Genomic DNA, 17299 nt, shown 5'->3' with positions numbered 1-17299 from the left:
GACATGCAAGCAAAGATAGATCTATATGAATACGATCAAGATAAGCTCCTTGAAGAAGAAATTTCAAACCGAGGATTCCTTATAACTAAACTCGATGATTTGATAGGCTGGGCTAGATCTAATTCACTTTGGCCTATGAGTTTTGGTCTTGCATGTTGTGCAGTAGAAATGATGCAAGCTGCTTCTAGCCGCTATGATATGGATCGTTTTGGCATGTTGTTTAGACCAAGCCCACGTCAATCTGATTTAATGATAGTTGCAGGAACATTAACAAATAAGATGGCTCCGGCTCTTAGAAAAGTTTATGACCAAATGACTGAACCTAAGTGGGTTCTGTCAATGGGAAGCTGTGCCAATGGTGGTGGTTATTATCACTATTCATACTCAGTAGTACGCGGCTGTGATCAGATTGTTCCAGTAGACGTATACGTGCCAGGCTGCCCTCCAACTGCCGAAGCTTTGATTTATGGTTTAATGCAGTTACAAAAGAAGATTAAAAGAACTACTAGATTTAGAGAAGGTGACAATGGAAAATATCATTGACGACTTAATAAAAAATCAGGAGCTTGAGATAACTGCTTTGCCTGTAAATGATTTAAATATACATTTTACTAACTATAAAGCTGGTATAGAAAGTTTGCTACCATTTTTATCGGCAATTAAGGAATCTGAGGATTTGCGTTTTACTGTGCTAACAGATCTATTTGCTGCTGATTTCCTAAACCGCTCTAATCGGTTTGAGATAGTGTATAATTTACTGAGTCTTAAATTAAATAAACGTATATTAGTAAAAATTGAGGCTGGAGAACATGACATAATCCCCTCAGTTACCAAAATATTTAGTGCTGCTTGCTGGTATGAACGCGAAGCATATGATATGTTTGGAGTAATTTTTGGTGGTAGTCATGATAATCGTCGTATTCTAACAGATTATGATTTTGTCGGTCATCCTCTCAGAAAAGACTTCCCATTAACGGGTTACGTGCAGGTTAAATATGATGATACTCTTGCAAAAGTAGTATATGAGCCAGTAAAACTTGACCAACTATATAGAGAATTTGATTTTTCATCAAGTTGGCAAGGCCCAAGTTATGTATTACCTGGAGATGAAAAGGCGAAGTGAAATAACTGTCATATTTACCTTTTTGATTATGGCATATATATAACAACCATTAATTATAATTTTTAATTATTTATCAATTTATAATTAAATTAGTCTTAGGATTAAGAAACATTAAATCAAAGATATGATTAATTTTAAATAAAAGAAGATAATTTAATGAAAAATGTAATTAAGTGCAATAACTTTTATTGTTTTGTTTAGCTGTTATATGCAATTTATAATTGGTAGTAAAATAGAACCCGTGTTGTATTCCACAAAGTCACCGAGTACAAAAGAATACAATGTAAATGAATCTAGACAAAAAAGTTTAAAACTTATCAGTCTTAACATATGGGGAGGACATATACGACAACTACTTTTAGAATTTATAAAATTACATAGAGATATTGATATTTTTTGTCTTCAAGAAGTATATAATAATGCTCTACATAAAGTATCAACTGATGATAACGAAGTTATCCTTAATATTTTCTCAGAAATGAGTGCATTACTCCCAAAGCATAATGCATTTTTTACACCAGTTGTAGGGGAAGGGTATGGTATTGGGATATTTATAAAAAAGGAGATTGATATACTAAGCAAAGGGGAGACTAACATACATGATAATCCAAATTACATAGGTCGCGGTCCGACTCACTCTAGAAAAATGCAATGGCTTAAATATCGTTTTAATGACCAAATTTATACTCTCTTTAATGTACATGGTTTATGGAATGGGATGGGTAAAACGGATACACAAGAAAGAATAAATCAATCTCAAAGGATTAAAAATTTTGTAGATACTATTAATACACCTAAAATATTATGTGGTGATTTCAATTTAACTCTAGATACCAAAAGTATAAAAATACTTGAAAATAGCATGAATAATCTTATAAAAATCTACAATATTAAATCTACACGTACTAATATATATACAAAAGAAGAAAAATTCGCTGATTATATTTTTACTTCTCCTGATATTATTATAAGTAATTTTGAAATATTAAAAGATGAAATATCCGATCACTCACCACTATTGTTAGAGATTAATACACCTTAAAAGAAGATGCCTTATCTATATCAACGGCTTCCTATCTAGGAGCATTTTAGCTAGTAGAGCGATCGTTACCTAAATACGCGAATTCAGGATAAGAATTTGTCAATTCTTATCCCGAATTCGCGTATATGTATTACCACCACTTACCATAACTAAAATTACCAATCCCTCCTATTTCGCCAAACCCCAAGCCACCAACAGTAAAAGTACCAGTACCAGCAAACCACGTGTCAGCAGGATCATTATGATAAAGATTAACATGAGTCCTACCTACGCCAATAGGAACGCCATAACCACATTCAAATCGAACACAATTACCCTTATCCACTAATGACAAAAGGTCAATATCAGAATTTAACCAATTGTGCCACTTTGTGGCTCGCAATGACAACTATTTATTTCTATAATTTAGAATTTTCCATCATTAGTTGTGACTTTTAAACTGCCCTGACCTTCACAACCTAAAAATTAAGTTGAATATAAACTATTAACAAGCTAATATGCAAGGTACTAAAAATTAGATACAATATTAGATAAAATGATTACTATTACTTTTCCAGATAGAACGCAAAAACAATTTGAAAAAAATATTACGGGATTGGAGATAGCTAGTAAAATCTCTACTTCTCTAGCAAAAGAAGCTATGGTTATTGAGATAAATAATCAATTAAAGGATTTAAGTTTACCTATAGAATCTGATTGTAATGTAAGGATTCTAACCCATAAAGATACTGAATGTTTAGAGATAATACGTCATGATGCCGCTCATATAATAGCAGAGGCAGCTAAAGAATTATTTCCAGATATCCAAGTGACCATAGGACCTGCTATCGAAAATGGCTTCTTTTACGATTTTGCTAAAGATAAACCTTTTACCCCTGAGGATTTAGTCAATATAGAAGCAAAAATGCATGAAATTGTTAAAAGAAATGAAAAAATTACTAGAGAAGTATGGAATCGTAATCAAGCCATAGAATTCTTTAAGTCAATAGGCGAGCATTATAAAGCCGAGATAATTTCAGAGATTCCAGCAAGTGAGGAGATTACATTATATCGACAAGGTAACTTCCTTGATCTTTGTCGTGGTCCACATGCCCCGTCAACTGCCTTTGTCAAACATTTTAAATTAATGAAAGTAGCGGGAGCCTATTGGCGAGGTGATAGTAGAAACCCAATGCTACAAAGAATCTATGGGACAGCTTGGGCAACAAAAGAACAGTTAGACAACTACCTTTATATGATTGAAGAGGCAGAAAAGCGTGATCATAGAAAATTAGGGAAAGAGCTTGGTCTGTTTCACTTTCAGGAAGAAGCTCAAGGTATGGTATTTTGGCATGATAAAGGTTGGAGTATATATCGCATTATCGAACAATATATCAGAAATAAAATCAGAAAAACTGGATATATTGAAGTAAAAACCCCGGTGTTAGTTGACAAAAGCTTGTGGGAGGCTTCTGGTCATTGGGAAAAATTTAGGGAGGATATGTTTGCTCTAAATCTCGCTGATGATAAAACACTAGCTATGAAGCCAATGAACTGCCCATGTCATGTGCAAATTTTTAAACAAGGTATCAAGAGTTACCGAGACTTACCGTTACGTATGTCTGAATTTGGTTTGTGTCATAGAAATGAAGCGTCTGGTGCATTACATGGTCTGATGAGAGTAAAGGCTTTTCGGCAAGATGATGCACATATTTTTTGTACTGAGGAACAAATTAACAGTGAGACGGTAAAATTTTTTAGCCTCTTAACCGAGGTTTATAAAGATTTTGGTTTTTCTGATATTAAAATTAAATTCTCAGATCGTCCTAAAATACGGGCTGGCAGCGATGAAGTTTGGGATAAAGCAGAAAATGCTCTAAAAGAAGCCGTAAAAGAAGCCGGTTATTCTTACATATTAAATCCCGGTGATGGTGCGTTTTATGGACCAAAACTAGACTTTTGCCTTAAAGACTCAATAGGTAGAGAATGGCAGTGCGGCACTCTGCAAGTTGATTTTGTTTTACCGGAACGTCTTGACGCTCATTATATTACTGTAAGCGGTGAGAAAAAAAGACCAGTAATGTTGCATAGAGTTGTAATTGGTTCTTTTGAACGGTTTATTGGCATATTAATTGAAGAATATGCAGGACGTTTTCCTTTATGGTTAGCCCCTGTACAAGTAGCTATTGCTACCATCACAAGTGACTTAAATAACTATGCACTGGAAGTACACAAATTGTTGATTAGTGAAGGAATACGGTCAGATGTCGATATTTCACCTGAAAAGATTAATTATAAAATACGCTATTTTTCTAATAATAAAGTACCTATAATAGCCGTTGTTGGTAAACAAGAAATGCTAAATAATACTGTGACTATAAGACAACTAGGATCAGATCAGCAGGAAATTATTTCTCTACAAAATCTAGTAAAGCTTGTAAAAGATCAGAATATTCGCTATTTAACATAATGAAAGCAATTGTGTCGTATGTGTAAAAAGTACACAAAAACACAATAATAACTAATAACAATTTTTATGGAGAAAATATCATTTTTGGAATTAAGAATAGTAATTTTCCGAAGGCTAATAGGGAAATTAAGGTCAATCAAGTTCGTTTAGTCGATGAAAATGGTAATATGCTTGGTATCGTTAGCATCAAGAATGCTCTAGAACAAGCTGAAAAAGCTGGTTTAGATTTGGTAGAAATTTCACCAAATGCTGAGCCGCCTGTTTGTAAAATCTTGGATTTCGGTAAATTTAAGTATGAGAGTAAAAAGCGTGTCCATGATGCCAAGAAAAAACAAAAGATCATAGTGCTTAAAGAAATGAAATTTAAGCCTAATATCAGCCAAGGTGATTTTAACGTGAAACTTCGCAAGATCAAAGATTTTTTGAAGGAAGGTGACAAAGTAAAAATTTCTCTATGGTTTAAAGGCAGAGAGATTATCCATAATGATATTGGTATGAAGTTGTTTGACCGCATATCGTTAGAACTAGAGGGCTTAGCTAAGATTGATTCCGCTCCTAAAATGGAAGGTAAACAGATAATTATGTTAGTCAGCCCTGATCCAAGCAAAATACCAACTAATTAGAACTATTTATGCCAATTAAAATTCTAATGCCTGCTTTATCTCCAACTATGACTGAAGGAAATATTGCAAAATGGCTTAAAAAAGAAGGGGATAAAGTTGTTCCAGGAGATGTTATAGCAGAAATAGAAACAGATAAAGCTACTATGGAAGTAGAAGCTGTAGAAGAAGGAATTTTTGCTAAAATAATTGTGCCACAAGGTACAGATAATGTGCCAGTGGGTTCGCTTATCGCTGTATTACTTGAAGATGGTGAAGATGCAAACTTATTGGATAGTTTTATAGCAAATAGTGATAATTCTGCTAAACCATCTACAGAACCAGTAATATCTATAGAAGAAACTAAGCCGGTTAAGTACGATCAGCAACCGCAAACAATGAATGTAAAAGCTTTAGGCAGGATATATGCTTCACCTTTGGCTAAAAGACTAGCTGCTATTGATAATATCGATCTGTCAAATATTCAAGGTAGTGGACCTCATGGAAGAATAATAAAAAAAGATGTGTTATCATACTTAGTGCTACCCACAAATAGTGGTAAGATTAGGGCGGTGAACAGAAATAAAGAGGAGTACAGGTGCGTCCCCAATAATAATATTCGTAAAATTATTGCTAAACGTTTGCTTGAATCTAAACAAACCATACCACATTTCTATCTCTCAATAGAATGTAACATGGATAAGTTATTGGATATTAGAGAAGATATAAATAAATCACTTGTAGAAGAGAGTAAAATTAAAATTACAGTTAATGATTTTGTTATTTTAGCAGTGGCAAAAGCTTTAAAAGCTGTACCGGAAGCAAATGTTAGCTGGGATGAGTCTGCTATTCGGTATTATAATAATGTTGATGTATCGGTTGCTGTGGCAATTGATAATGGTCTTATAACGCCTATAGTCAGAAATGCCGATCAAAAAGATATAATTACATTATCGCAAGAATTACAAACTCTTATAAAAAAGGCTCGAGATAATAAACTAACTCCTGAAGAATTTCAGGGAGGAAGTTTTTCCGTCTCTAACTTAGGTATGTACGGTATTAAGAACTTTAGTGCTATAATAAATCCGCCACAAAGCTGTATTCTAGCAATAGGAGCAAGCTCAAAACGTGCAATAGTTGAAAATAATCAGATAAAAGTCGCTACTATCATGGATATTACTCTTTCTTCTGATCACAGAGTTGTTGATGGTGCTGTTGGAGCTAAATTTTTAGCTTCATTTAAAAAATTTATGGAGAGTCCTGCGTTAATGCTCATATAGCACAACTGTTGAAAGTTAGTAAATATAGCTTCCCTATACGTCATTGCGAGGAGGCTGTAAGACCGACGAAGCAATCCAGTAACATCATTTATCTATAGATTGTTTCCTAGATTGCTTCGCTTACGCTCGCAATGACGCTGTGGTATAGGTATTTGTAAACTTTCAACAGTTGTGGCTCATATAGCTAAACTGGAAAGGTTTTAGCTATAATTTCAATTCTTGAAATCATAGAAGTATACTCCTCATTCCATTATAAATATAGAATAAATTATGAGTTTTTCCGATAATCTAGCAAAAATCTTGAATAAACATGAAGAATTATCGAAAAAGTTGGCCACTGGTATAGTCGGAGATGATTTTATAAAAGCATCGAAGGAATATGCCGAACTAGAGCCTATTGTTCAAACAATTAATGAATATAATAAATCTCTATCTGAATTGCACGACATCAAAGAGATGGCTCAAGAAGCAAATTTGGACAATGATACACAAACGATGATATATGATGAAGTACATCGTTTAGAGGTTCTGATGCCTAAATTAGAAAGGGCAGTAAAACTCTCTTTGTTGCCAAAAGATGAAGCTGATACAAAAAATGCTATTATTGAGGTAAGAGCTGGTAGCGGAGGAGAAGAAGCGGCGTTATTTGCTGCAGATTTATTTAATATGTATCACCGATACGCAGAATTAAAGAACTGGCGTTTTGAAATATTATCAATCTCTGATACTGGTATTGGCGGATATAAAGAAGCATCAGCACTAATTAAAGGACGAGATGTGTTCTCTAAACTTAAGTTCGAATCAGGCGTCCACCGGGTGCAAAGAGTCCCTGAGACTGAGTCAAGTGGTAGGATACATACTTCTGCAGCTACTGTTGCTGTCTTGGCTGAAGCAGAAGATGTAGATGTTAAGATCGATGACAAAGATTTACGAATTGATACATATCGTGCATCGGGAGCCGGCGGACAACACGTAAATACCACAGAATCAGCAGTAAGGATTACCCATTTACCAACTGGTATTGTCGTTGCATTACAAGATGAAAAATCACAGCATAAAAACAAAGCTAAAGCTATGAAAATTCTTCGTTCTAGAATTTATGAAGCAGAGCGATATAAAAAGGATATGGAAAGAGCCGAGGTACGCAAAGGGCAAGTTGGTTCTGGTGATAGATCAGAAAGAATTCGTACCTATAACTTTCCACAAGGTCGAGTTTCTGACCATAGAATTAATCTAACCCTCTATAAAATAGAGGATATCGTAAAAAACGGGCAATTAGATGACTTTATTGAAGCTTTGATATCGGCTGATGAAGCAAGAAAACTTTCAGAAGTTTAAATTATAGATAGCGTAACATTTTTTCTGTAAATTGCATGTTAACCCGCTTACTTACGTTAAATTTACAGAAAGAATGTTACGCTATCAATTGACTATATATTGTTATAGCTATGCAAACAAAATAAATAATCAGAAAAATTAGGGTAATTTAAAAGTCGGGCTGCAAACCTAATAGATAAAGGAAAAAGTGCTTAATATGTACTCGATGTCATTCCCGCGTAGGTGCATAGGCGGGAATCTAAAAAAATAGGCCTGAAAGACTATTAAGTAATATAGATACCTACCTTCGCAGGGATGACATCGATAGTGGTTAGATTTGTATCTATAGCAACTAATGATTGTGACTTTTAAATTACCCTGAGAAAAATTGCCCCAAAAAATCCTAAATTAATTAAAACATTAATTAAAATTTTTTCAAGTGTTATAAAAATTTTACTAGACTTAGAAAGCTAATAATTATATAAACCTTAACGATCACTATAAAAGGGCCTGTAGTTCAGTTGGTTAGAACCCACCGCTCATAACGGTGTTGTCGCAGGTTCAAGTCCTGCCGGGCCCACCATTATTCAATTTTAGTGCATTTTACGAATGCGTTAAACTGTGGACGTAGCATAAAGTCTAGCTTTCTGTCTTTTAATTTTAGGTTACCAAACACTAAATTTATCAATTTACGTTTTCTCTCAATAGTAGAACCTTTGAAGGATGCAAACACTCTAGAAGCCAGTTCTACTAGGTTAATCAGGAGTTCTGAAAATTTATCATCAGTATTTGTATGATTCTCTATTTCTCTAATAATATCTTTACGTTTTTGTATTAATTGTTTATGTTTTTCTTCCCTCTGTAGAAATAAATTTTCTATTTTGTCTATTACGAACAATAGACTTCTTTCGAAACTCGCTTATGCGCAAGGGTGTGAAGGAGACGCGGAACCTCGACCCGCAACGTACTCTAATGTACGTGAGGATTCGAGTACCGCATCGACGTACAAATCACCAGCAGAAGTAGAGTTTCGAAAGAAGTCTAATAAACAAAGTACCCATTTCTTGACACGACCATAATAGCTCAAAGAGATCTGCTTCTCTGTCACCAATAGTTATAACTTTAGTATCTTCAGGTATAATATGCATAGTGTCTTTAAGTCGAAGCTATTTCTATGTTTCTTGTCACCCAACTCAATGTATTATACTATATTAATTTAACAATCAGATACAGTATCGTCTCAAATCTGATTGTTTCGATAATTTCACCAAATTTGGAATAAGAATTGACAAATTCTTATCCCGAATTCGCGTAATTAATGTGACATTAATGTTGACAAAAGAATTAATATGATATGGAATAACACGAATTTGGATAGGTTAAATAATGAAAAAAATATTTTATATTATTTCAATAATATGTCCAATAGTTGTTGGCATATTATTAATTAACAACAAAGATGAGAGGGTAATTAATCTATACAATAATAGTTTTGTTATTAATTTTAGTAGTGAAAATAAGTTAATAGCACTTGCTTTTATTGTTGTAACGCTGGCTACTAACTTATATGCCATAAGTAAAAATAGAAAATTTGAGGTACTTATAGGTAGCCTATATTCAGCTAGTTCTTTGGTCTGTTTATTTGCTGGGGATTTTGTTTCGATGTTTGCTTCTCTAGAAATGATGATGATATTTGCTGCTTTGTTGATTTTTTATGGCAATTACAAAAATAGTGTTAGAGCAGCAAGACAATATTTGCTTACCCATCTTATAAGTGGTAGTCTTATTTTAATAGGGATTAGTTATATAATTACTCACACCTCTAGTTCACAAATTGTTTCTCTTACCTCATTGACAGAAAATCAAGAGGCTGGTTTTATATTTTATGCTCTAATACTTTGTGGTTGTTTGATTAATGTAGCTAGCATACCTTTTTCTGGATGGATTGTTAATTGCTATCCATTTGCTTCAAGCTCAGGGATAATATATTTAACTAGCTTTACTAGTAAAATATCGATAATTATACTCCTTAAACTATTTAGTGGCTTAGAAATACTTAAATTCTTTGGATTATTAATGATTATATATGGCGGGGTTTATGCTTGCCTAGAAGATAACATCAAAAGATTCGTGTGTTACCTTACTATTTCTCAGCTTGGATTCATGCTAGTTGCTATTGGCACAAAATCTCAACAAGCAAATTTAGGAATCATAGTTTTTCTTTTTGTCCATATACTGTATAAAGCTTTATTTGGTTTATATGTTGCTATATTAATAGACAAAGAAAATATAGAGAATTGTTCTGAGATAAAAGGACTTTACTTGCCCAAAAGTTATTTGTTGTTTGTTAGTTTAATAGTTAGTGTATTGTTCATTATAGCCTTGCCTCCTTTTGCTAGTTTTGTTACCAAAATTGTTGTGACCAATGCTTTGAACCAAGATATTAATTATTATGCTATTTTCTTACTCAAGATTGTCACATGCATCGCTTTATTTTCTACAGTTAAATACAAATCTTTAGTTAGTGGTTTTTACCCTAAGTTAAATATTCTAACTAAAGTTAGTTTATTTGTCATGTTATCGTTTCTATTAGCAACTAGCTTTTGTTTAGAAGAAGGTTTGAAACTAGTATGGTCATCTTATCCCATTGAAATAATTGATACAAATTGGTTGGATTTAGTAAAACAAATAGTAATAATAGTAATAGGTATAATATTTGCCTTAGTTCTTAGTAAAATGATTTCTAGGCGTTCAACTGCCAACATAAATTTAGACTTATTTCAGTTTATTGAAAATAATATTCGTCATATTTATTTTAAATATAACTTAGTGGTGCAAGAGTTTTATGATAAAATAGGAGCTGACTGCCCTACTTTTGACAAAATAGAAAAAAATACTTTACGTAAAATGAAATCTTGGCATAATCAGTCAACCGGTTTGTTGGTAGTAATGATACTATTAATTATTTTTACCATATCATTGATTACAAGTAGTAGAGGAGAGTAAAATGAAGCCACCCATAGCCGATAAGATTGATTATAATTTTGTATTACATGGTCAAAAAATTACAGATGAGTATGCTTGGCTTAGGGATAGTGAGTGGCCTAATGTTAGTAATAAAAAAATTATAGAATATTTACAGGCAGAAAATAAATATTCCGAACAATTTTTTGCACAATTACAACAAGAAAAAGATAAAATATTTGAAGAGCTAAAAGGTAGGATTAAGCTCGAGGATCAGTCAACTTACGTAAAGAAGGATAATTATTACTATTATACTAGAACTGAAGAAACTACAGAATATCCTATATATTGCCGAAAAATGGGGTCAGTAGATGCTTCTGAAGAAATTATATTAGATGTTAATAGCATCTCTAAAGGTAATAAATTTACTGATGTAGGGCAAGTAGCAGTCTCTCCTGATCATACGTTAATGGCTTATAGTGTTGATTTTTCCGGTGATGAAAAATATATAATTAGGGTTTATAACCTAAAGACTAAAGAATATTTACTAGATGAAATAAATAACGTTAGTGGTAATATAATTTGGCATGAATATCTCAAGGGATTTTTTTATATGCCTATTAATGAGAATTTTCGTCATGATAAATTAATGTTCCACTCTTTAGGTGATGTAGTTTCAAATGATAAATTAGTACTCCATATAACAGACCCATTATATCAGCTGAACGCTACAAAGTCAGCTAGTCGACAATATATTTTTGTTAATAGCTTTGGTCATAATGAAAATGAAATATATGCGGTGCAAATGCATGATCATAGCTTTCAGCCTAAACTGATTAGAGCGTCAAAAGAAGAGATTTTTTATTCAGTTGAGCATAATGGTGATAATTTTTATATTAAGACCAATGAAGGAGCAAAAAACTTTCGTATAGTACTAGTAAATGTAAATAATTTCCAAAATGATTTGTGGAAGAATGATTATATATCGGAAGATCCGGGTAGATATTTGTCAAGCTTTGCCATCACTAGAAATTATTTGATACTTAATTATCGTGACCAAGGATTGCCTGTTATTAAAATAAAATATCTTAAAGAACAGGATGAGAAAGTTATTCACTTTCCGGATACTTCTTTTACTGCCTACGCTTTGTCTACTAATTTTGAGGAAGATGATATTAGAGTAAATTATTCTTCACTTGCTAGACCAAACACCACTTATAGTTATGATTTTGATAGTGACCAATTGTCAATATTGAAAGTGCAAGAAATACCAAGTGGCTTTAACCCTGAAGAATATATGGTAGAAAGGATATTTGCTGATAATGAGGGGGTAAAAGTGCCAATTACCTTATTATATAAAAAAGCACTGTTTAAAAAAGATGGAAAAAATCCTTTATATTTGTATGGCTATGGCTCATATGGCATTAGCATACCAGTATCTTTTCGGAATACAGCTATTTCTCTTGTAGATCGTGGGTTTGTCTATGCTCTTGCCCATATTAGAGGTGGAGATGATCTTGGACATGATTGGTATGAGGCTGCCAAGTTCCTCAATAAAAAAAGAACTTTTGACGATTTTATTGCGGTTAGTAAAGAGCTAATTAAAGAAAAATATACTAGCCAAGGTAATATAGTAATCTGTGGCGGAAGTGCAGGAGGGTTATTAATTGGAGCGGTAATTAATGAGCAACCACAATTATTTAAAGCAGCACTTGCCCATGTACCTTTTGTTGATATGTTAAATACCATGCTTGATGAACAATTGCCATTAACCCCCGGTGAGTTTAAAGAGTGGGGGAATCCTAAAGAATTAGACTATTTTAACTATATTAAGTCTTATTCTCCGTACGATAATATAAAGTCACAAAATTATCCAAGTCTATTTATTACTGCTGGAATCTCTGACCCAAGAGTTGGGTATTGGGAAGCAGCTAAATGGGCAGCAAGGATTCGTGCAACAAAACTCGACGATAATATATTATTGCTAAAAACTAATATGGATTCAGGACATAAAGGGGCTTCTAGTCGTTTCGATTATCTAAAAGAAGCAGCCGATGATATAGTATTTGTATTTAGGGTTTTTGGTATAATCAATTGACTATATTAAGATTATTATTAACCAGCTATTGACTCGTATTTTTATAAATGGTAACATGAAGTTTATGATTTACACAATAAATAGAATCACTTAATTTAGAGGATTTACAATGACTAATAGTACTGCCCAATTTGTAGATTTTATGAAATCTTTTATGAATCCAGAAGTTTACATAAATTCCGTAAAAAACTTACCTGTTATGGATTTTTCTGCTATGTCAGATACTATCAAGAAAAGTACTAAAATATTTACTACAACAAATCAGATTGTTACTGAATCACTGCAGTCTATGATCCAAAAAAATTCAGAAGATTTTCAAAACAATGCTATGAATATGCTGAATTCTACAAAAGATGCAATAGCTTTTGGAGATTTTAACCAAATAGCCGAATGTCAGCAAAAATACCTTAAGTCAACTTGCGAAACTTCAATCAATAACATTAAAGAGTTTGTCAGTATGGCATCTGATACTTCAATGAAAATGTTTGATGCCATAAATAGTATGACAGGAGAGATGACTAAGGCTTGTGACAACATAAAAAACAAAGCTTAAGATAAATTCAGGAGAATTGGGTAGCAGGAACGATGGAGCGAAGCCTGTAGATAATAGGCGAACGACTAGTCATGGATTGCCACGCTCACGTACGTTCGCTCGCAATGATGGCATGGACTCCGTCCATATATGACGGTTTAAGTCTTATAACAGCACTTCGCTAATAGACAATTTTTTAACTTTCAACAGTTGTGCCTCTCTCACATAGTTTGAAATCATAGCAGTATACAGAAGTGCGAATAATAGACTTCCTGCAGAATTCGCTTTTGCTGAGGAATTTGTAGGAGACACGGAACCTCGACCCGCAGCGTACTCAAATGTACGTGAGGATTCGAGTACCGGATCGACGCACAAATTACCAGCAAAAGTAGAATTATGCAGGAAGTCTAATGGTTAATTCAAAAGCTCCCCCCTATTCTTCTATAGTTTAGTGCTTCAGCAATGTGTATCCTGTAGACGTTGGAAGAAGCGTCTAGATCTGCTATAGTTCTTGCAACCCGTAAGATACGGTTATAAGCACGCATGGATATACGAAATTTTGTCGCGGCTTCATTAAGTAAATCCTTACCGTCATCTACTGGCAATGCATGTTCGATAAGCAATTGTCCGTCCAAACGGTTATTTGTTTTGATATTATATCCTTCATATCTAGTTTGTTGAATATTACGAGCCATTTCTACCCTATTTGCTATCTGCCCCGACTCTTCTTCTGTATCATCTTCTATTAAATTATAATTATATGAGTCGATAGATCCTACCTCTATATGTAGATCAAATCGATCCATGATAGGGCCGGAAATTCGCATCTGATAATCGCTCCCACATTTTGGGGCTTTAGAACATGCTTTATGAGGATCGCTTAAATAACCACATTTACAAGGATTCATTGCTGCTATTAACTGAAAGTTAGCCGGATATTTTATATGCGAATTTGCTCTAGCAATTAGTATTTCTCCGGTTTCAATTGGCTGCCTTAAAGATTCGATAACGTTAGGTGGAAATTCTGGTAATTCGTCTAAAAACAACACTCCATTATGTGCTAACGAGATCTCTCCAGATTTTACTCTTTTACCAACCCCACCGCCGACCATCGCTGCTATCGAGCATGAGTGGTGGGGGGTACGAAAAGGCCTAGCTCTTGACAGTTTCCCGTTTGCTAGCTTGCCTGCAACGCTTGCTATAGTACTGCACTCTAATATTTCTTCAGGTTGCATTTTGGGTAATATACCAGGTATACATTGTGCCAACATAGATTTGCCAGTACCAGGTGGACCAAGCATTAATAGATTGTGACCACCAGAGGCTGCTATTTCTAAAGCTCGCTTAGCGGCTTTTTGTCCTTTGATATCTTTAAAATCAGGGTAATTTATTATAGTAGTGTCAATTTCTAATTCAGGTGATGATAATATTTGTGAGCCTTTAAAATGGTTAACTAACTCTATTAAATTTCCTGCTACCAAAATATTATTATTGCCAGACCATGCAGCTTCCTGACCATTAGATTTTGAACAAATTAGCCCTTTATTTCTAGCCGAAGCTCCAATAGCAGCAGGTAAAGCCCCGCTGACAGGCAGAATAGAACCATCTAGAGATAATTCTCCTATTACTAGATATTCTTGTATTTCCTCAGCTGGTAAAATTTTCATGCTGCTAAGTATAGCACAAGCAATAGCAAGGTCAAAATGACTACCTTCTTTAACCAAATCAGCTGGAGCTAAATTTATCAGTATTTTTTGAGCAGGCAAGGCAAGACCTATTGAAGAAAGTGCTGCTCTAACTCGTTCTTTAGACTCGCCAATAGTTTTATCAGCAAGTCCTACTATAGTAAAATTAGGTATCCCTGGTGATATCTGTACTTGCACATCAACATCGATAATATCTATACCGCTAAAAGTTAAACTACCAAGATGAACTATCATTTTTATAAAATAAATTTTACTAGATCAAGATTTTTTATAATTTTTGATAATTGCTGGTCGACAAAATGTTCGTCAATAACTATCTCTTTTTCCTTCGTATCACTTGCATTAAAGCTTATCTCCTCTAATAAATTTTCTAGAATAGTATGTAATCTTCTTGCTCCAATATCTTCAACTTCTAAATTAACATTTGCTGCATAAGTAGCAATTTTATCTATTGCATTATCAGTAAATTCTAATTTTACCCCTTCGGTTGCGATTAAGGCTGAATATTGTTTTATTAAACTTGATTCTGGTTCAATTAAAATTTTTATCATATCGTCCTTAGTGAGTGAGCTTAACTCTACTCTAATAGGTAGCCTTCCTTGCAATTCAGGTAATAAATCAGATGGTTTTGATAAATGAAAAGCACCTGATGCTATAAATAATATATGAGCAGTTTCTATAGGACCATGTTTTGTATTAACTGTTGTACCCTCAATAATAGGTAATAAATCTCTCTGCACTCCTTCTCTACTAATTTCTGAACTTTTTCCCTCAGATCTTGAGGTAATTTTATCTATTTCATCCAAAAATACTATACCATCATTTTGTACTAGCACTAAGGCATCTTGAGTAATTTTTTCTTGATCGATCAATTTTTCTGACTCTTCGGCAGAAATAATTAAACGAGCATCTTTAACCAGCATTTTCTTAGTTTTTGTTTTATTAGTACCAATAGCTTTGCCGATCATATCAGAAATATTTAAGACGCCCATGGCAGCTCCTGGCATACCAGGAATCTCAAAATTACTACTACCAAATAAGCCACCTGAATCTGTTATACTTATTTCAATTTCAGTATTGTCAAGTTCACCTTTTTCAAGCTTGCGACAAAATTTCTCTCTAGTTTCAGTTGATGCTGATTTGCCGACTAAAGCATCCAAAATCCTTTCTACAGTTTTTAAATGTGCATTAGCAATCACTGCTTTTTTAGCATTAGCTTTTTGTGTGTTAACAGCTATTTCCACTAAGTCTCGTATTATTGACTCAACATCTCGTCCAACATATCCTACTTCAGTGAATTTTGTTGCTTCTACTTTAAGAAATGGTGAGCCGCTAAGCTTAGCAAGTCGCCTAGCGATTTCAGTCTTACCTACGCCAGTTGGTCCTATCATTAAAATATTTTTTGGCACGATTTCTTGACGCAGTGGTTCGTCTACATTTCTACGTCTGCAGCGATTCCGCAACGCTATCGCAACAGCTTTTTTAGCTTTATATTGCCCAACAATGAATCTATCAAGTTCAGCTACGATTTTAGCGGGAGTTAATCCCATAGATTTTTTTTTAAGATTAATACTCATATAACTCTAACTTTTTCTAGAATAATATTATGATTAGAGAAAACACAGATATCAGCTGCAATATTCATTGATTTTAAAGCAATCTCTTCTGCAGTTAGGTCATTGTCAAAAGACATTAAAGCTCTAGCAGCAGACAGTGCATATAATCCACCAGAGCCAATGGCAGCAGCATCACCATCAGGTTCAACTACATCGCCATTACCAGTTAAAATTAATATATTTTTTTGATCTGCAACGATCATCATTGCTTCAAGTTTACGTAAATATTTATCGCTACGCCAATCTTTTGCCAGTTCTACAGCACTTCTTAGTAACTGATACGAATATTTCTCCAACTTTAATTCTAATTTTTCAAATAAAGTTAGAGCATCTGCAGTAGATCCAGCGAAGCCAGCAATAATACTATTATTGAACATGACTCTTAATTTTCTTGCTGTAGATTTTAAAATTGTATTACCATGGGAGACCTGACCATCTGCTGCGATTACAACATTCCCACCTTTTCTTAAGCAAAGTATAGTAGTCCCGTGTAATGTGACAGAGCCATGCGAGTTATCTGACATAAAGAATCTTTTAAATATTGATGTTTGACTATTTGTTTATTATTATGGT

Annotated in this window: 16 protein-coding genes and 1 tRNA gene; 12 read left to right on the top strand and 5 right to left on the bottom strand. The window is 33.8% G+C overall.

From position 1 onward, the window contains the following. Positions 1–3: 3 nt before the first annotated feature. From ACFEL1_RS07650 to ACFEL1_RS07640, 3 genes are all read left to right on the top strand, one after another. Positions 4–543, top strand: a complete 540-nt coding sequence (locus ACFEL1_RS07650; protein WP_341761302.1) for an NADH-quinone oxidoreductase subunit B family protein — start codon at positions 4–6, stop codon at positions 541–543. Then, positions 521–1123: an NADH-quinone oxidoreductase subunit C gene (locus ACFEL1_RS07645; RefSeq protein ID WP_375330976.1), complete on the top strand. Its 603-nt coding sequence runs from the start codon at positions 521–523 to the stop codon at positions 1121–1123. The genes ACFEL1_RS07650 and ACFEL1_RS07645 overlap by 23 nt, the downstream gene beginning before the upstream one ends. 208 nt (positions 1124–1331) lie before the next feature. After that, positions 1332–2165, top strand: a complete 834-nt coding sequence (locus tag ACFEL1_RS07640; protein WP_375330975.1) for an endonuclease/exonuclease/phosphatase family protein — start codon at positions 1332–1334, stop codon at positions 2163–2165. A 130-nt stretch (positions 2166–2295) separates the two neighbouring features. On the opposite strand, the gene ACFEL1_RS07635 is transcribed toward ACFEL1_RS07640, so the two are convergent. After that, positions 2296–2547 (bottom strand): hypothetical protein, encoded by a 252-nt coding sequence (locus ACFEL1_RS07635; RefSeq protein WP_375330974.1) that lies wholly within the window; start codon positions 2545–2547, stop codon positions 2296–2298. 153 nt (positions 2548–2700) lie between these two features. Between ACFEL1_RS07635 and thrS the strand changes: the two genes are divergently transcribed. From thrS to ACFEL1_RS07610, 5 genes are all read left to right on the top strand, one after another. Further along, positions 2701–4614, top strand: coding sequence for a threonine--tRNA ligase (gene thrS / locus ACFEL1_RS07630; protein ID WP_341763289.1), 1914 nt, complete (start codon positions 2701–2703; stop codon positions 4612–4614). Positions 4615–4703: 89 nt separating this feature from the next. Then, complete coding sequence (infC, locus tag ACFEL1_RS07625; RefSeq protein ID WP_410521705.1) at positions 4704–5237, top strand: translation initiation factor IF-3; 534 nt, start codon at positions 4704–4706, stop codon at positions 5235–5237. An 8-nt stretch (positions 5238–5245) separates the two neighbouring features. Further along, positions 5246–6493, top strand: coding sequence for a pyruvate dehydrogenase complex dihydrolipoamide acetyltransferase (locus ACFEL1_RS07620; RefSeq protein WP_375330973.1), 1248 nt, complete (start codon positions 5246–5248; stop codon positions 6491–6493). A gap of 270 nt (positions 6494–6763) precedes the next feature. After that, a complete protein-coding gene (gene prfA, locus ACFEL1_RS07615; RefSeq protein ID WP_341761308.1) occupies positions 6764–7831 on the top strand; it encodes a peptide chain release factor 1 in 1068 nt (355 codons plus the stop codon). A gap of 485 nt (positions 7832–8316) precedes the next feature. After that, positions 8317–8393: transfer RNA gene (locus ACFEL1_RS07610), tRNA-Ile, on the top strand. Here ACFEL1_RS07610 and ACFEL1_RS07605 read toward each other — a convergent pair. Beyond that, on the bottom strand, positions 8394–8708 hold the full coding sequence (locus tag ACFEL1_RS07605) for a recombinase RecB (protein ID WP_342278736.1): 315 nt from the start codon (positions 8706–8708) through the stop codon (positions 8394–8396). Between ACFEL1_RS07605 and ACFEL1_RS07600 the strand changes: the two genes are divergently transcribed. The 4 genes from ACFEL1_RS07600 (at position 8692) to ACFEL1_RS07585 (ending at position 13425) form a co-directional block, all read left to right on the top strand. Continuing rightward, positions 8692–8889, top strand: coding sequence for a palindromic element RPE1 domain-containing protein (locus tag ACFEL1_RS07600; RefSeq protein ID WP_375330972.1), 198 nt, complete (start codon positions 8692–8694; stop codon positions 8887–8889). The genes ACFEL1_RS07605 and ACFEL1_RS07600 overlap by 17 nt on opposite strands. Positions 8890–9196: 307 nt before the next feature. Further along, complete coding sequence (locus ACFEL1_RS07595) at positions 9197–10816, top strand: proton-conducting transporter membrane subunit (RefSeq protein ID WP_342278738.1); 1620 nt, start codon at positions 9197–9199, stop codon at positions 10814–10816. A gap of 1 nt (position 10817) precedes the next feature. Next, positions 10818–12872 (top strand): S9 family peptidase, encoded by a 2055-nt coding sequence (locus ACFEL1_RS07590; protein ID WP_375330971.1) that lies wholly within the window; start codon positions 10818–10820, stop codon positions 12870–12872. Positions 12873–12981: 109 nt separating this feature from the next. After that, complete coding sequence (locus ACFEL1_RS07585; RefSeq protein WP_375330970.1) at positions 12982–13425, top strand: phasin family protein; 444 nt, start codon at positions 12982–12984, stop codon at positions 13423–13425. Positions 13426–13823: 398 nt separating this feature from the next. On the opposite strand, the gene ACFEL1_RS07575 is transcribed toward ACFEL1_RS07585, so the two are convergent. From ACFEL1_RS07575 to hslV, 3 genes are read right to left on the bottom strand one after another with little or no spacing between them, the layout of a single operon-like run. Continuing rightward, positions 13824–15344, bottom strand: coding sequence for a YifB family Mg chelatase-like AAA ATPase (locus tag ACFEL1_RS07575; RefSeq protein WP_375330969.1), 1521 nt, complete (start codon positions 15342–15344; stop codon positions 13824–13826). Between the two features lie 2 nt (positions 15345–15346). Beyond that, on the bottom strand, positions 15347–16687 hold the full coding sequence (gene hslU / locus ACFEL1_RS07570) for an ATP-dependent protease ATPase subunit HslU (RefSeq protein WP_375330968.1): 1341 nt from the start codon (positions 16685–16687) through the stop codon (positions 15347–15349). Further along, complete coding sequence (gene hslV / locus ACFEL1_RS07565) at positions 16684–17250, bottom strand: ATP-dependent protease subunit HslV (RefSeq protein ID WP_375330967.1); 567 nt, start codon at positions 17248–17250, stop codon at positions 16684–16686. Before hslV ends, hslU begins: the two co-directional genes overlap by 4 nt. Between the last annotated feature and the right edge of the window lie 49 nt (positions 17251–17299).

This window comes from Candidatus Tisiphia endosymbiont of Oplodontha viridula (assembly GCF_964264865.1).
Classification (GTDB): Bacteria; Pseudomonadota; Alphaproteobacteria; order Rickettsiales; family Rickettsiaceae; genus Tisiphia.
This window is presented reverse-complemented; position numbering and strand designations above follow the sequence as displayed.